The sequence below is a fragment of the Pseudomonas sp. FG6 genome, assembly GCF_057809015.1.
Window position 1 is genome coordinate 1 of sequence record NZ_JBMDJD010000016.1, and the last position, 15,277, is coordinate 15,277.

Consider the following 15,277-nt stretch of genomic DNA (forward strand, 5'->3'; position numbering starts at 1 on the left):
TTTTTTGGCGTCTGAAAAAAAGTGAGCCGCCGTAAGGGCGGAACCATAAGCCGCCATGACCAAAGAAACAGATATACACACAATCCAAAAAAAAAGACGCCTCCCATCTCTGAAAGAAGCGCCTTTTTTCAAGCAAACAACATTAAAAACCTATCGAGGCCCTACCTCTAGCCCCGCGCACGCGCCTATTGAAACAGCGACTCGCTCGACAGGCCATTCTTCTCCAGGATCTCTCGCAGACGCTTGAGACCTTCAACCTGGATCTGCCTGACCCGCTCTCGCGTCAAGCCAATTTCCAGGCCTACATCTTCCAGGGTGCTGCTTTCATGACCACGCAAGCCGAAGCGGCGGATCACCACTTCCCGTTGCTTGTCCGTCAGCTCGGAGAGCCACTGGTCGATGCTCTGGGACAGATCGTCATCCTGGAGCAACTCGCATGGGTCGCTGGGACGCTCATCGGTCAGGGTGTCCAGCAGGGTCTTGTCGGAGTCCGGGCCCAGTGACACGTCCACCGAGGAAACCCGCTCGTTGAGCCCAAGCATGCGCTTGACCTCGCCCACTGGCTTTTCCAGCAGGTTGGCAATTTCTTCCGGTGAAGGTTCATGGTCGAGTTTCTGGGTCAACTCGCGAGCGGCCCGCAGGTAGACGTTCAGTTCCTTGACCACGTGAATCGGCAACCGGATGGTCCGGGTCTGATTCATGATCGCCCGCTCGATGGTCTGGCGGATCCACCACGTGGCGTAGGTCGAGAAGCGGAAGCCGCGCTCAGGGTCGAATTTCTCGACCGCGCGAATCAGGCCCAGGTTGCCCTCCTCGATCAGGTCCAGCAGCGAAAGCCCACGATTGACGTAGCGTCGGGCGATTTTCACCACCAGGCGCAAGTTGCTTTCAATCATGCGTTTTCGACCGGCCGGATCGCCACTTTGCGACAGGCGCGCAAAATGAACTTCTTCCTCGGGGGAGAGCAGTGGCGAGAAACCGATTTCGTTGAGGTACAGCTGAGTGGCGTCGAGCGCCCGGGTGTAGTCGATGTACTTATGTTGTTTAAGTGAAGCGGAGTGTCTGGATTTGGCACGAACGGAAGGCGGTGTTGCCCCTTCATCATTCGACATCGAATCCATAGCGATGCCGGTCTCCATCAGGAGAACCTCATCGTCGATGTCAAACTCCGGCACTTCTTTACTGAGAGCCATTGTTATAGTCCTTTGGTGAGTTCGACCTCAAGCTCAAGCGACGCCTTTATCCTTGGCAACGCTGGAGCCTGTTCCCTCTACGTGACGGAACAGGCTGACAAGCAACTCAACGACGTGGCAGGAATTGCAGCGGATCTACAGGTTTACCTTGTCGGCGAATCTCAAAATGCAGTTTCACCCGGTCTGTACCCGTTGACCCCATTTCGGCAATTGTCTGCCCGACCTTGACCTGCTGCCCCTCCCGAACCAACAGCCTGCGGTTGTGACCGTAGGCACTGACGTAGGTATCGCTGTGTTTGATGATCACGAGTTCGCCGTAGCCCCTCAAACCACTCCCGGCGTACACAACCGTGCCATCAGACGCGGCTAAAACAGGCTGTCCCAAATCCCCGGCGATATCAATTCCTTTATTCAAACTACCGTTTGAAGAGAATTTTCCAATCAGAATGCCATTAGAAGGCCATGCCCAGCCTGTCGGGGCGGGGCCTGCGGGAGGCATCGGAGCCGGTGCCGGTTTGCCCGCGACGGACGGTACTGCAGCAGTCTCTCCCCCCGCCGGCCGGCGGATGACCGTGGTTTTACTCGACGAAGAAGGCGTCGAACCCGACTGCGTGACGACGGCCGTAGGCGTTGAACCGTTGCGGCCGTCAAAGCGAATCGTCTGACCTGGATGAATCGTATAAGGCGCAGGAATGTTGTTGCGCGCGGCGAGGGCTTTGTAGTCCCAGCCGTAGCGAAAAGCGATGGAAAACAGCGTATCGCCGCGACGGACTACATACTGCCCCGTCGTTACTGTAGGACGCTGGGGTGTCGCCTCGTTGCGATCGACGACCCGGACGTTATTCGACGACGTGCTGGAACAACCGACCAGCAAGGTACTCAAGACAAGGCCAGTCACCAGGCGCTGAAAGCTCGTGATACCCATACGCTGCGCAATGACTGTGAGACTCACCCGCCGCTCCCTATGTGGTGGCTGGAAAATTGGAAACTGCCTGTTCAGGCAGACGTCATGTCAATATAGCTGGCGGCCAATGCACTTCTATTAATGAAGCGCCAAACGTTTTCGCACACGTTTGCTGGCTGCCGTTGAACGCTGTTCATTCATTCGATGCCGCCGTAAGACATGGCCAGCATCGAGGAATTCAGCGGCTGTTTATAGATGCTCAGGCCAACGGTCCGTTGAGCAGCGGCACGAAACGCACCGCGCCCAGGACGTGTCGCGAAAACCCATGTTCTTCGCGCACGATCAGCATCAATTGCTGGACCTCCCCGGCCCCCACTGGAATCACCAGCCGCCCGCCGGGGGCAAGCTGATCGAGCAAGGCCTGGGGCACGTCGGTGGCTACGGCAGTCACGATGATGCCGTTGTACGGCGCCAGTGCCGGCCAGCCTTCCCAACCGTCTCCCCAGCGAAACACCACGTTGCGCAGGTTCAGCTCCACCAGGCGTTCCTTGGCGCGATCCTGCAGGACCTTGATCCGCTCGACGGAGAACACGCGCTCCACCAGCTGCGACAACACCGCCGTCTGGTAGCCCGAACCGGTACCGATTTCCAGCACCTTGTCCAACGGCCCCGCCTCCAGCAGCAACTCGCTCATGCGAGCCACCATGTATGGCTGGGAAATGGTCTGGTTATGGCCGATCGGCAGCGCCGTGTCTTCATAGGCACGATGAGCCAGGGCTTCATCGACGAACAAATGCCGCGGCGTGCGGCGGATCACTTCCAGCACCTGGGCGTTGGACAGGCCTTCGTCATACAGCCGCTGGATCAACCGTTCACGGGTGCGTTGGGACGTCATCCCGATCCCGCGGCGCAGCATATCGTCTTGTTCACGCCCCATCAGCGCAGCCCCTCCAGCCAGCCATCGAGAGGCCGAAAGGCATCGTTGAAGGTGCGATCGAGCTGCAGCGGAGTGATCGAGACATAACCTTGCATGACCGCATGGAAATCGGTGCCCGGCCCACCGTCCTCGGCATCGCCGGCGGCGGCAATCCAGTAACCGGCCTTGCCCCGTGGATCGACCACTTGCATAGGGCTGGCGGCACGGGCGCGGTGGCCCAGGCGCGTGAGCTGGATGCCGCGCACGTGATCGAGCGGCAGGTTCGGGATGTTCACGTTCAGCACGGTACGGGGCGGCAGGTTCAGCTCACCGTGGGCCTCGACCAGTTTACGGACGAAGTAGGCCGCGGTCGGCAGGTTATCGACCTGGCGCGAAACGAACGAAAAGGCAAACGACGGCTTTTCCAGGAAGCGACCTTCCAGGGCCGCGGCGACCGTGCCGGAGTACAGCACATCGTCTCCCAGGTTGGCGCCCAGGTTGATGCCCGACACCACCATGTCCGGCGCGCGCTCCAGCAACCCGTTGATTCCCAGGTGCACGCAATCGGTCGGCGTCCCGTTGAGGCTGATGAAGCCATTGTCCAGATAGCTGGGGTGCAACGGACGGTCGAGCGTCAACGAGCTGCTGGCGCCGCTTTTGTCCTGGTCCGGGGCGATCACTACGCACTCGGCATAATCGGCCAGCGCAGCATAAAGCGCGGCAAGACCGGGTGCTGTCACCCCGTCGTCGTTAGAAATCAGAATACGCATGGGCTGTCCGTCTGCCCTACCGGCACCAGATCGACGAGTTCGCGCACCAAGACAGTGGCGAAACATCCGGCCGGCAGGACGAATTCCAATTGCAGAATGTCAGGCGAGGGATAATGCCACGACAGCCCGCCAATGGGCAGTCGCAGGATGCGACGTTCGTGATTCATTCCTGCGTTTATCAACCAATCGCGCAGGTCGGCTTCGCGCGCGGCGATGGCCTGCTCCAGGTCATGGGTCGCGCCGGCGGCGGGCGAAGGCCCCTCGCCCCACTGCGGCCCGGTCGGGTGAAGGTCGAGGATCGCCAGGCGCGGGTCGCTGCATTCAGCTTCGCCGGCCGGGAAAAAACTGCGGCTGTCGGTAAAAGCCAGCAAGTCGCCGACCTGCGCTTGTTGCCAGGTGCCGTCGGCCACACGAGCGGCCAGCACCTGGTTGAACAGAAAACTGCGTGCCGCCGACAGCAGCCGCGAGCGCACGTTACGCTGTTCCGGCAAGGCCTTGCGTGCCGCCCAGCCACGGGCATCGACGACGTTGCCGCCGTCATGGCCAAACCGCTGGGCGCCAAAGTAGTTGGGGATGCCCTGGCGGCTGATCTGTTGCAGGCGCGCATCGATGGCCGCTGCGTCGCCCTCGAACTGAGTCAGACGCAAGGTGAAGCCATTGGCCGAATGCGCGCCACGTTGCAGCTTGCGGCGGTGGCGTGCGGTCTTGAGGATCTTCAGCGTGTCGTTTTCTGCCGTCGACAGATCCGGGTCGGCCTTGCCGGGCAACTGGACGCTGAACCACTGGCGAGTCAGAGCCTGGCGATCCTTGAGGCCGGCATAGCTGACGGTGCGCAACGGCACGCCGGCAGCCTTGGCGATGCGCCGGGCGGCTTCTTCGGTGTTCAAGCCTCGTTTTTCAACCCAGATCCACAGATGCTCGCCATCGCCGCTCAAGGGGATGTCGAGCACTTCGTCGACCTGGAAATCTTCGGCGGTGGCCTTGAGCACTGCGCGGCCCAGCGACTCGCCATAGGCCCGCGGGCCCAACAGTTCCAGTTCGGTCATGGGCGCAGCAACAAGGCAACGGAATGGACGGCAATGCCTTCTTCACGACCGACAAAACCCAGCTTCTCGGTGGTGGTGGCCTTCACGTTCACCTGGTCGAGCTCAACTTGAAGGTCCTCGGCGATCAACTGGCGCATCGCTTCGATGTGCGGCGCCATTTTCGGCGCCTGGGCGACGATGGTGTTATCGACGTTGCCGACTTTCCAGCCCTTGGCGTGAATCAGCGAAACCACGTGGCGCAACAGCACGCGGCTGTCGGCGCCCTTGAACTGCGGGTCGGTGTCGGGGAAGTGCTTGCCGATGTCACCCAGGGCTGCCGCGCCGAGCAAGGCATCGCTCAAGGCGTGGAGCAGGACATCACCGTCGGAATGCGCCAACAGCCCGAAGCCGTGTGCGATACGCACGCCGCCCAGAGTAATGAAATCGCCTTCAGCGAAACGGTGAACATCGTAGCCGTGGCCAATACGCATAAAAAAACGCCCCGATTTTTGTCAGGGCGTGATTCTACCTGCATTAGGCGTTCAGAGCGCGTGCATGATGCTGCAAGTGATCATCGATGAAGCTGGCAATGAAGTAGTAGCTGTGGTCATAACCCGGTTGCAGGCGCAGGACCAACGGATGGTCGACGGCCTTGGCGGCCTGTTGCAGGGCTTCGGGCTTGAGCTGGTTGGCCAGGAAATCATCGCGGTCGCCCTGGTCCACCAGCAGCGGCAGCTTCTCGGTCGCCTCGGCGATCAACGCGCAGGCATCCCATTCGCGCCATTTCGAACGATCTTCCCCCAGGTAACGGGAAAACGCTTTCTGCCCCCACGGGCAATCCATGGGGTTGTTGATCGGCGAAAAGGCCGACACCGAACGGTAACGCCCAGGGTTGCGCAAGGCGCAGACCAGCGCACCGTGGCCGCCCATGGAGTGACCGCTGATGCCACGTTTATCGGAAGCGGGGAAATGCGCTTCGACCAACGCGGGCAATTCCTGCACGACATAGTCGTGCATCCGATAGTGCCGGGCCCACGGATCCTGCGTGGCGTTCAGGTAAAAGCCCGCCCCCAGGCCAAAGTCCCAGGCACCGTCCGGATCGCCCGGTACATCGGCGCCGCGTGGGCTGGTGTCCGGTGCGACGATGATCAATCCCAACTCGGCGGCCATGCGCTGGGCGCCGGCCTTCTGCATGAAGTTTTCATCGGTGCAGGTCAGGCCGGACAACCAATACAGCACCGGCAGCTTGCCGCCCTGCTCGGCTTGCGGCGGCAGGTACACGGCAAACACCATGTCACAGCCGAGCACTTCGGAACGGTGCCGGTAACGCTTGTGCCAGCCGCCGAAGCTTTTCTGGCAGGAAATGTTTTCCAGGTTCATAGCTTTACCTCAGCTACAAGCTGCAAGCTTCAAGCTGCAAGAAAAAGCACACCCTTCACTTGCAGCTTGCCGCTTGAAGCTTGCCACGGTTCCTTAAAAGTGAATGACGGTGCGGATGCTCTTGCCTTCATGCATCAGGTCGAATGCCTTGTTGATGTCTTCCAGGCCCATGGTATGGGTGATGAACGTATCCAGCGGGATCTCGCCCTTCTCGGCCATGTCCACGTAGCTTGGCAGCTCGCTGCGACCGCGCACGCCACCAAACGCCGAACCGCGCCAGACGCGACCGGTCACCAGTTGGAACGGACGGGTGGCGATTTCCTGGCCAGCACCGGCCACGCCGATGATCACCGACTCGCCCCAACCCTTGTGGCAGCATTCCAGTGCGGCACGCATCAGCTGGACATTGCCGATGCACTCGAAGGAAAAGTCCACGCCGCCGTCGGTCATGTCCACGATGACTTCCTGGATCGGACGGTCGAAGTCTTTCGGGTTGACGCAATCGGTAGCACCCAGTTGCTTGGCGATTTCGAACTTGGCCGGGTTGATGTCGATGGCGATGATCCGCGAGGCCTTGGCCTTCACCGCGCCGATCACCGCCGACAAGCCGATGCCGCCGAGGCCGAAGATCGCCACGGTGTCACCCGGCTTGACCTTGGCGGTGTTGATGACCGCGCCGATGCCGGTGGTGACGCCACAACCCAGCAGGCAGACTTTTTCCAGCGGGGCAGCTTTCGGGATCTTGGCGACGGAGATTTCCGGCAACACGGTGTACTCGGAGAAGGTCGAGGTACCCATGTAGTGGAAAATCGTCTCGCCCTTGTAGGAAAAGCGCGACGTGCCATCCGGCATCAGGCCTTTGCCTTGGGTGGCGCGAATCGCCTGGCAGAGGTTGGTCTTGCCCGACTTACAGAACTTGCACTGGCCGCACTCCGGGGTGTACAGCGGAATCACGTGGTCACCCACCGCGACCGAGGTCACGCCTTCGCCGATGGCCTCGACAATCGCGCCGCCTTCATGGCCAAGGATCGACGGGAAAATCCCTTCCGGGTCAGCGCCCGACAGGGTGTAGGCGTCGGTGTGGCAGACACCGGAAGCCACCACGCGCAACAGCACTTCGCCCGCCTTGGGCATGGCGACGTCGACTTCAACGATTTCCAGGGGTTTCTTGGCCTCGAAGGCAACGGCCGCGCGTGACTTGATCATCCGGACTCTCCAGCAAATAAAAACAAGACCGGGAGTGTAATCCTCCACAGGACGATGAATAATCCGACCAAAAGCAAAACATTATTGCCATACAGGGATAATCGCCCATGTCCGATAACCGCTGGGAAGGGATCGACGAGTTCGTCGCCGTGGCGGAATGCAGCCAATTCACGGCGGCAGCCGAACGTCTCGGAGTTTCGTCCTCTCACATCAGTCGACAAATCGTACGGCTTGAAGAGCGTTTGCAAACACGACTGCTGTACCGCAGTACCCGCCGGGTCACCCTGACCGAGGCCGGCCAGACTTTTTTGCAACATTGCCAACGTCTACAGGACGGGCGCGAGGAAGCACTACGGGCGGTGGGTGACCTCACCAGCGAACCCAAGGGCATGTTGCGCATGACCTGCGCGGTGGCCTATGGCGAACGCTTCATCGTGCCGCTGGTGACGCGGTTCATGGGGCTCTACCCGCAATTGCGCGTGGATATCGAACTGAGCAACCACCCTCTCGACCTGGTCCACGAAGGCCTGGACTTGGCCATCCGCCTGGGCCGCTTGCAGGATTCCCGCCTGGTGGCCACGCGCCTGGCGCCACGACGCATGTACCTGTGCGCTTCACCGTCGTACCTGGAACGCTACGGCCGTCCCCACAGTTTGTCGGAGCTGAGCCGCCACAACTGCCTGGTCGGCAGCTCCGACCTGTGGCAACTGGAACAGAACGGGCGGGAATTTTCCCAGCGTGTGCAGGGAAACTGGCGCTGCAACAGTGGGCAAGCGGTGCTGGATGCCGCGCTGCAAGGCGTGGGGCTCTGTCAGTTACCGGATTACTACGTGCTGGAACACCTGAACAGCGGCGCGCTGATCTCACTGTTGGAGGCGCATCAGCCCCCGAACACGGCAGTGTGGGCGCTGTACCCGCAACAGCGGCATTTGTCGCCGAAGGTGCGCAAGTTGGTGGATTACTTGAAGGAAGGGTTGGCTGGGCGGCCGGAGTATCGGGGATGACAGTGGTTTTTTATGTTGCTTGAGCGATTGCTATCGCGAGCAGGCTCGCGATAGCGATTCAGAAGACGCCTCTATTGCTCACTTAATGCCGATTAACCCACCGCTGACGCAACCACTCCAAATCTTCCGGCCGGGTCACCTTGATGTTATCGGCCCGCCCTTCGATCAGCCGAGGCGCCTGCCCGGCCCATTCCATGGCCGAGGCTTCATCGGTAATGACGGCATCCGCCACCAGGCTGTCGGCCAGGGCTCGGTGCAAGGCGCCGAGGCGGAACATCTGGGGGGTGTAGGCTTGCCAGATCACGCTGCGGTCAACGGTTTCCACCACCCGACCGTGTTTGTCCACGCGCTTGAGGGTGTCGCGCGCAGGGACCGCCAGCAGGCCGCCGACCGGGTCGGTCGCCAACTCCCTGAGCAGTGTGTCGAGGTCATCGCGAGACAGGTTAGGCCGGGCGGCGTCGTGCACCAACACCCAATCGTGATCATCGGCGCCCTGGCTGTGCAAGTGCAGCAAGGCGTTGAGCACCGAGTCCGAACGCTGGGCGCCACCGTCCACGCGCTGGATGCGAGCATCGTTGGCGCAAGCCAGGGTCGGCCAGTAGGGATCATCGTGTGCAACGCTGACCACCACGCCCTTGACGGTGGGGTGATCGAGGAAACAGCCAAGGCTGTGTTCGAGAATTGTGCGTCCGCCCAGTTGCAGGTATTGCTTGGGACGGTCTGCGGCCATTCGGGCGCCAACGCCCGCGGCAGGAATCACGGCCCAGAAGGCCGGCAAACGGATACTCATTGGGCCAACTGATAGAGGGTTTCACCCTCCTTGACCATACCCAACTCATGGCGAGCCCGCTCTTCAACGGTCTCCATGCCTTTCTTCAGCTCTGTCACTTCGGCGTCCATCACTCGGTTGCGCTCCAGCAGTGCCTCGTTTTCGGCGTGCTGGTCGGCTATCTGCTGAGTCAGGTCAGCCACTTGCGCCAAGCTGCCATTACCCACCCAAAGGCGGTACTGCAGGCCGGCCAGCAACAGGAGCAAGACAAGAAACAACCAATTGGGACTGCGCATCGAATATCAGGTATCCAGTGAAAAAAGACCGCCATGCCACACTTTGAAGCATCTGATAGCACGAAGCCTGGAATAACCAGGCTTGTGCTTGATAAGGCATCAGATTAGTGGCAAAACCGCCGTCATGGCGATTTTTCCCACGAAATCTGCTGTCTTTTTACCATCTACCGCTTAGCCGCGAAACTCGCTACGACCGTTGTACTTGGCCTTGCCGTTCAACTGCTCTTCGATACGCAGCAGTTGGTTGTACTTGGAAACGCGGTCGGAACGGCACAGCGAACCGGTCTTGATCTGGCCAGCGGCAGTGCCTACAGCCAGGTCGGCGATGGTCGAGTCTTCGGTTTCGCCGGAACGGTGGGAGATCACGGCAGTGTAGCCAGCGGCCTTGGCCATCTGGATGGCTTCCAGGGTTTCGGTCAGGGTGCCGATCTGGTTGAACTTGATCAGGATCGAGTTGGCGATCTGCTTGTCGATGCCTTCTTTCAGGATCTTGGTGTTGGTCACGAACAGGTCGTCACCCACCAGCTGGGTTTTCGCGCCGATCTTGTCGGTGAGGATTTTCCAGCCAGCCCAGTCGGACTCGTCCAGGCCGTCTTCGATGGAGATGATCGGGTAACGCTCGGTCAGGCCCTTGAGGTAGTCGGCGAAACCTTCGGCGGTGAACACCTGGCCTTCGCCGGACAGGTTGTACTTGCCGTCTTCGAAGAATTCACTGGCGGCGCAGTCCAGGGCCAGGGTCACGTCGGTGCCCAGCTTGTAGCCAGCGTTGGCCACAGCTTCGGAGATCACTTTCAGCGCATCTTCGTTGGACGCCAGGTTCGGTGCGAAACCGCCTTCGTCGCCAACGGCGGTGCTCAGGCCACGGGCCTTCAGCACGGCCTTGAGGTGATGGAAAATCTCGGTGCCCATGCGCAGGCCTTCAGAGAAGGACTTGGCGCCAACCGGCTGCACCATGAATTCCTGGATGTCGACGTTGTTATCGGCATGCTCGCCACCGTTGATGATGTTCATCATCGGCACCGGCATCGAGTACACACCCGGCGTACCGTTGAGGTTGGCAATGTGTGCGTACAGCGGCAGGTCCTGGTCCTGGGCAGCAGCCTTGGCAGCGGCCAGAGACACGGCGAGGATCGCGTTGGCGCCCAGGGTGGCTTTGTTCTCGGTACCGTCGAGCTTGATCATCGCGTGATCGAGGGCTTTCTGGTCGGCAGGATCCTTGCCCAGCAGCAGGTCACGGATCGGGCCATTGATGTTGGCGACGGCTTTGAGCACGCCCTTGCCCAGGTAACGGCTCTTGTCGCCATCACGCAGCTCCAGCGCTTCGCGCGAGCCAGTGGAAGCACCGGACGGCGCGCAGGCGCTACCGATGATGCCGTTGTCGAGAAGCACGTCCGCTTCAACAGTGGGGTTGCCACGGGAGTCGAGAACTTCACGACCTTTGATGTCGACGATTTTTGCCATTGTTGTAAACACTCCAAAGTTGACTAGAACACTGCAGGAAGCTTGCTCCCGCTCGGCTGCGACACGGCTTGAAGACTCAACGGGAGCGCCTCGCACTCCAGCGGGAGCAAGCTCCCTCGCCACAAGGTGCAAGGCTCGCCAGCGAGTTCCGTAGGGGCTGATCGCAGGCAGGCCATGCCCCCTCAAGAACGGTACGGCCAGCGGGCCAGAGCGATAATCGAGCGGTACTTTACCGGAGAAAACCGCGTTACGCGGTTTCTATCGTCGGAAAACTCTTGACCAGCTCGTCCAACGCCTTGAGCTGAGACAGGAAAGGTTCCAGCTTGTTCAAACGCAGGGCACAAGGACCATCGCACTTGGCGTTGTCCGGGTCCGGGTGGGCTTCGAGGAACAGGCCGGCCAGGGACTGGCTCATGCCGGCCTTGGCCAGGTCGGTCACCTGGGCGCGACGACCACCGGCGGAATCGGAACGACCGCCAGGCATCTGCAACGCATGGGTCACATCGAAGAACACCGGGTATTGGAACTGCTTCATGATGCCGAAGCCGAGCATGTCCACCACGAGGTTGTTGTAGCCGAAGCTCGAACCACGCTCGCAAAGGATCAACTGGTCGTTCCCGGCCTCTTCGCACTTGCTCAGGATGTGTTTCATTTCCTGGGGGGCGAGGAACTGGGCTTTCTTGATGTTGATCACCGCGCCGGTCTTGGCCATCGCGACCACCAGGTCGGTCTGGCGCGAGAGGAAGGCCGGCAACTGGATGATGTCGCAGACTTCAGCGACGACCGCGGCCTGGTCAGGCTCGTGGACGTCGGTGATGATCGGCACGCCAAAGGCTTGCTTGATGTCCTGGAAGATCCGCATGCCCTCTTCCAGGCCTGGGCCACGGTAAGAGGTCACCGACGAACGGTTGGCCTTGTCGAAGCTGGCCTTGAAGACGTAGGGGATGCCCAGTTTCTGGGTGACCTTGACGTACTCTTCACAGACCTGCATCGCCATGTCACGGCTTTCCAGCACGTTCATGCCACCGAACAGCACCATGGGCTTGTCGTTGGCAATCTCGATGTCGCCGACGCGGATGATCTTCTGGGTCATCGTCTTATGCCTTTTTCTGGTGTTGGGCCAAAGCCGCCTTCACGAAACCGCTGAACAGCGGGTGGCCGTCCCGTGGCGTGGAGGTGAACTCAGGGTGGAACTGGCAGGCGACGAACCATGGGTGATCCGGGGACTCGACCACTTCCACCAGCGCACCGTCACCGGAACGACCGGAAATTTTCAGGCCGGCTTCGATCAGTTGTGGCAGCAGGTTGTTGTTCACTTCATAACGATGGCGGTGACGCTCGACGATCACGTCCTTGCCATAGCAGTCGTGCACCTTGGAACCGGCTTCGAGCAGGCATTCCTGTGCGCCGAGGCGCATGGTGCCGCCCAGGTCGGACGCTTCGGTACGGGTTTCGACGGCGCCGGTGGCATCCGCCCATTCGGTGATCAGGCCGACGACCGGGTGGCCGCTGGCGCGGTCGAACTCGGTGGAGTTGGCGTCTTTCCAGCCCAGCACGTTGCGGGCGAACTCGATGACCGCCACTTGCATGCCCAGGCAGATGCCCAGGTAAGGCACCTTGTTCTCACGGGCGTATTGCACCGCGGTGATCTTGCCTTCCACGCCCCGCAGGCCGAAGCCGCCCGGCACGAGGATCGCATCGGCGCCTTCGAGCAGGCCGGTACCCTGGTTCTCGATGTCTTCGGAATCGATGTAGCGCAGGTTGACCTTGGTGCGGTTGCTGATGCCGGCGTGGCTCATCGCTTCGATCAGCGACTTGTACGCGTCCAGCAGCTCCATGTACTTGCCGACCATGGCGATGGTGACTTCGTGCTCAGGGTTGAGCTTGGCGTCGACCACGGCGTCCCATTCGGACAGGTCGGCGCTGGCGCATTGCAGGCCAAAGCGCTCGACGACGAAATCGTCCAGGCCCTGGGAATGCAGGATGCCCGGGATCTTGTAGATGGTGTCGGCGTCTTCCAGGCCGATCACCGCACGCTCTTCAACGTTGGTGAACTGGGCGATCTTGCGGCGCGAGGAGATGTCGATCGGGTGATCGGAGCGGCAGATCAGCACGTCAGGCTGCAGGCCGATGGAACGCAGTTCCTTGACCGAATGCTGGGTTGGCTTGGTCTTGGTTTCGCCGGCGGTGGCGATGTACGGCACCAGGGTCAGGTGCATCAGCATCGCGCGCTTGGCGCCGACTTCGAAACGCAACTGGCGGATGGCTTCGAGGAACGGCTGGGACTCGATGTCGCCCACGGTACCGCCGATCTCGACCATCGCGACGTCGGCATCGCCGGCGCCCTTGATGATGCGGCGCTTGATTTCGTCGGTGATGTGCGGGATGACCTGGATGGTCGCGCCCAGGTAATCACCACGGCGCTCTTTGCGCAGCACGTGCTCGTAGACACGGCCGGTGGTGAAGTTGTTGTTCTGGGTCATAGTCGTGCGGATGAACCGCTCGTAGTGGCCCAGGTCCAGGTCGGTCTCGGCGCCGTCGTGGGTGACGAACACTTCACCGTGCTGGAACGGGCTCATGGTGCCCGGGTCGACGTTGATGTACGGGTCCAGCTTGAGCATGGTGACCTTAAGTCCCCGCGCCTCCAGGATGGCCGCCAATGAAGCCGAGGCAATGCCTTTCCCCAATGAAGAAACAACACCGCCCGTGACGAATATGTAGCGCGTCATGAAAAACCCTAGAAGTCTGCGTTAAAGCGGTCCGAGCCGCCGGGGAAAGCGAAGGAAGGCCGAAGGCCCCGATCACCTGCATTAATCACAGTGCACCTTTCAAAAAAACCGCCGCGTTGGGACAGACCGGAAGTGAAATCACCGGTACGTTGCTCGCTACACATTTTTTGGAATCGCCCAGCAAAGACTGCTTGGTAATCGGCAACTCCTGCAATTCAGGCGAATCCACAGAAGTTGTATCAAGAAGGGAGCGTAGTCTACCGGAAAGCCCCTTTCAGCTCAAACCCCGATCTTGGTTTCCTGGCGTCCAGGTCAATTGCCAAGTGCCATCAGCCCCACTGTCCAGCCCCGGCAGGTTGGCAATCGCCCGCAACTGGTCCCCTTGATACAACAGCGGCAATCGGCCGCGTATGAACGCGGGCACGCCGTTTTCGTTGAGCAAACGCTTGAGATCACGGTGACCGCGCCCGGGCAATTGCATCACTTCACCGCCTTGACGGTAGCGCACGCAAAGAGGACCGGCGGGGATCTTGCCGCTGAGCGCGACCCGGCCATTGTCCGGCAAGGCCAATGGTGTCCCGGGCAGCGGCCAGTCGACGGGCCCCGCGACTGGTCGCAACCAGTGGTCGGATAACCACCAGACTCGCCCACCTGCCCGATGCAATTCACCGCCCGCCAGGCGCCAGACCGGCCGGGCATCCTCCTGCGCATCGCGCAGCGAATCCCAGCCGACCCAGTGATCGCTGTCGGGCAGCGTCGTCATCGGCGCCAGCCAGAAACCCAGCGCATTGCGCTGACGGGCTGGCGGCAACACGCGCAAGGGCTCCAGCGCCAACGACGGCAATCCGAGCCAGTCGAACGCACCTGGGGTCGCCGCGCTGGCCAGATCGATCCGGGCCAGGTCATCGAGCAAGCCCTGGGCCTCACTCATGTGTGCGGCGCTACGGGCCAGCACCCTCGAGGCCTGGAGCCAGCGCTCGGTCAAGACAGGGAAGACCCGTTGGCGCAGGTAATTGCGCGCATGGCGGTGATCGTCGTTGGAAGGATCCTCGATCCAGCTCAAGCCCTGTTGCGTCGCATACGCCTCCAGCGCCTCACGGGAGACATCGAGCAGCGGCCGCAGTAACTCTCCCGCCCCCAAGGCACGTTGCCTCGGCATCGCCGCCAAGCCCCTCACCCCTGCCCCGCGCAACAAGCGAAACAGCAGCGTCTCGGCCTGATCGTCACGGTGTTGGGCGGTAAGCAGCACCTCATGGCGGTGGAGCGCCGCAACAAAGGCGCCATACCGCGCATCCCGAGCGGCACGCTCCAGGCTGGCGCCGGGCTGGACTTGCACATTGATCACGTGCAGCGGCACCCCAAGGCTGGCACAGATCGAACGGCAATGGTCCGGCCAGGCGTCGGCCGCCGGCTGGAGCCCATGATGGACATGAATCGCACTGAGCGGTGGCAGGGAATGGCTTTTCGAAAGGGTCGCGAGCAGGTGCAGCAGGACAGTGGAATCCAGGCCGCCGGAGAAGGCGATGCGCCAGGCGGCGGCATTGCGCCAGGGGAGCAGTTGCTTGAGGAGCTGGGTGGGCAGATCCGCGCTGGAGTTCATAGGATTCAGCCTTCGCACAAACAA

The 15,277-nt window shown here is 61.1% G+C and carries 15 protein-coding genes; 1 reads left to right on the forward strand and 14 read right to left on the reverse strand.

What is annotated here, in order from left to right:
• Window positions 1-185: 185 nt before the first annotated feature.
• The 8 genes from rpoS to ACODSJ_RS12515 all read right to left on the reverse strand — a co-directional run bounded on the left by rpoS (window position 186) and on the right by ACODSJ_RS12515 (window position 7,394).
• Window positions 186-1,193 (reverse strand): RNA polymerase sigma factor RpoS, encoded by a 1,008-nt coding sequence (gene rpoS, locus ACODSJ_RS12480; protein ID WP_489102016.1) that lies wholly within the window; start codon window positions 1,191-1,193, stop codon window positions 186-188.
• A gap of 106 nt (window positions 1,194-1,299) precedes the next feature.
• On the reverse strand, window positions 1,300-2,145 hold the full coding sequence (locus ACODSJ_RS12485) for a peptidoglycan DD-metalloendopeptidase family protein (RefSeq protein WP_489102017.1): 846 nt from the start codon (window positions 2,143-2,145) through the stop codon (window positions 1,300-1,302).
• Between the two features lie 211 nt (window positions 2,146-2,356).
• Complete coding sequence (locus ACODSJ_RS12490; protein WP_489102124.1) at window positions 2,357-2,992, reverse strand: protein-L-isoaspartate(D-aspartate) O-methyltransferase; 636 nt, start codon at window positions 2,990-2,992, stop codon at window positions 2,357-2,359.
• A gap of 41 nt (window positions 2,993-3,033) precedes the next feature.
• On the reverse strand, window positions 3,034-3,783 hold the full coding sequence (surE, locus tag ACODSJ_RS12495) for a 5'/3'-nucleotidase SurE (RefSeq protein ID WP_489102018.1): 750 nt from the start codon (window positions 3,781-3,783) through the stop codon (window positions 3,034-3,036).
• Window positions 3,771-4,829, reverse strand: coding sequence for a tRNA pseudouridine(13) synthase TruD (gene truD, locus ACODSJ_RS12500; RefSeq protein ID WP_489102019.1), 1,059 nt, complete (start codon window positions 4,827-4,829; stop codon window positions 3,771-3,773). Before truD ends, surE begins: the two co-directional genes overlap by 13 nt.
• Window positions 4,826-5,299 carry a 2-C-methyl-D-erythritol 2,4-cyclodiphosphate synthase gene (gene ispF / locus ACODSJ_RS12505; RefSeq protein ID WP_003184863.1) on the reverse strand — a complete coding sequence of 158 codons (474 nt, stop codon included), beginning with the start codon at window positions 5,297-5,299 and terminating at the stop codon, window positions 4,826-4,828. The genes truD and ispF overlap by 4 nt, the downstream gene beginning before the upstream one ends.
• 43 nt (window positions 5,300-5,342) lie before the next feature.
• Window positions 5,343-6,188 carry an S-formylglutathione hydrolase gene (fghA, locus tag ACODSJ_RS12510; protein ID WP_489102020.1) on the reverse strand — a complete coding sequence of 282 codons (846 nt, stop codon included), beginning with the start codon at window positions 6,186-6,188 and terminating at the stop codon, window positions 5,343-5,345.
• A gap of 93 nt (window positions 6,189-6,281) precedes the next feature.
• Window positions 6,282-7,394 (reverse strand): S-(hydroxymethyl)glutathione dehydrogenase/class III alcohol dehydrogenase, encoded by a 1,113-nt coding sequence (locus ACODSJ_RS12515; RefSeq protein WP_489102021.1) that lies wholly within the window; start codon window positions 7,392-7,394, stop codon window positions 6,282-6,284.
• Between the two features lie 107 nt (window positions 7,395-7,501).
• Between ACODSJ_RS12515 and ACODSJ_RS12520 the strand changes: the two genes are divergently transcribed.
• A complete protein-coding gene (locus ACODSJ_RS12520; RefSeq protein ID WP_489102022.1) occupies window positions 7,502-8,398 on the forward strand; it encodes a LysR substrate-binding domain-containing protein in 897 nt (298 codons plus the stop codon).
• Between the two features lie 82 nt (window positions 8,399-8,480).
• Here the strand turns inward: ACODSJ_RS12520 and ispD are convergent, their stop codons facing one another.
• From ispD to tilS, 6 genes are all read right to left on the reverse strand, one after another.
• Complete coding sequence (gene ispD / locus ACODSJ_RS12525; RefSeq protein WP_489102023.1) at window positions 8,481-9,188, reverse strand: 2-C-methyl-D-erythritol 4-phosphate cytidylyltransferase; 708 nt, start codon at window positions 9,186-9,188, stop codon at window positions 8,481-8,483.
• A complete protein-coding gene (gene ftsB, locus ACODSJ_RS12530; protein WP_003184873.1) occupies window positions 9,185-9,463 on the reverse strand; it encodes a cell division protein FtsB in 279 nt (92 codons plus the stop codon). The genes ispD and ftsB overlap by 4 nt, the downstream gene beginning before the upstream one ends.
• A gap of 171 nt (window positions 9,464-9,634) precedes the next feature.
• On the reverse strand, window positions 9,635-10,924 hold the full coding sequence (gene eno, locus ACODSJ_RS12535; RefSeq protein ID WP_489102024.1) for a phosphopyruvate hydratase: 1,290 nt from the start codon (window positions 10,922-10,924) through the stop codon (window positions 9,635-9,637).
• Between the two features lie 247 nt (window positions 10,925-11,171).
• Complete coding sequence (kdsA, locus tag ACODSJ_RS12540) at window positions 11,172-12,017, reverse strand: 3-deoxy-8-phosphooctulonate synthase (protein ID WP_489102025.1); 846 nt, start codon at window positions 12,015-12,017, stop codon at window positions 11,172-11,174.
• A gap of 4 nt (window positions 12,018-12,021) precedes the next feature.
• Window positions 12,022-13,653 (reverse strand): CTP synthase, encoded by a 1,632-nt coding sequence (gene pyrG / locus ACODSJ_RS12545; RefSeq protein ID WP_489102026.1) that lies wholly within the window; start codon window positions 13,651-13,653, stop codon window positions 12,022-12,024.
• Between the two features lie 274 nt (window positions 13,654-13,927).
• A complete protein-coding gene (tilS, locus tag ACODSJ_RS12550) occupies window positions 13,928-15,253 on the reverse strand; it encodes a tRNA lysidine(34) synthetase TilS (protein ID WP_489102027.1) in 1,326 nt (441 codons plus the stop codon).
• Window positions 15,254-15,277: the final 24 nt, after the last annotated feature.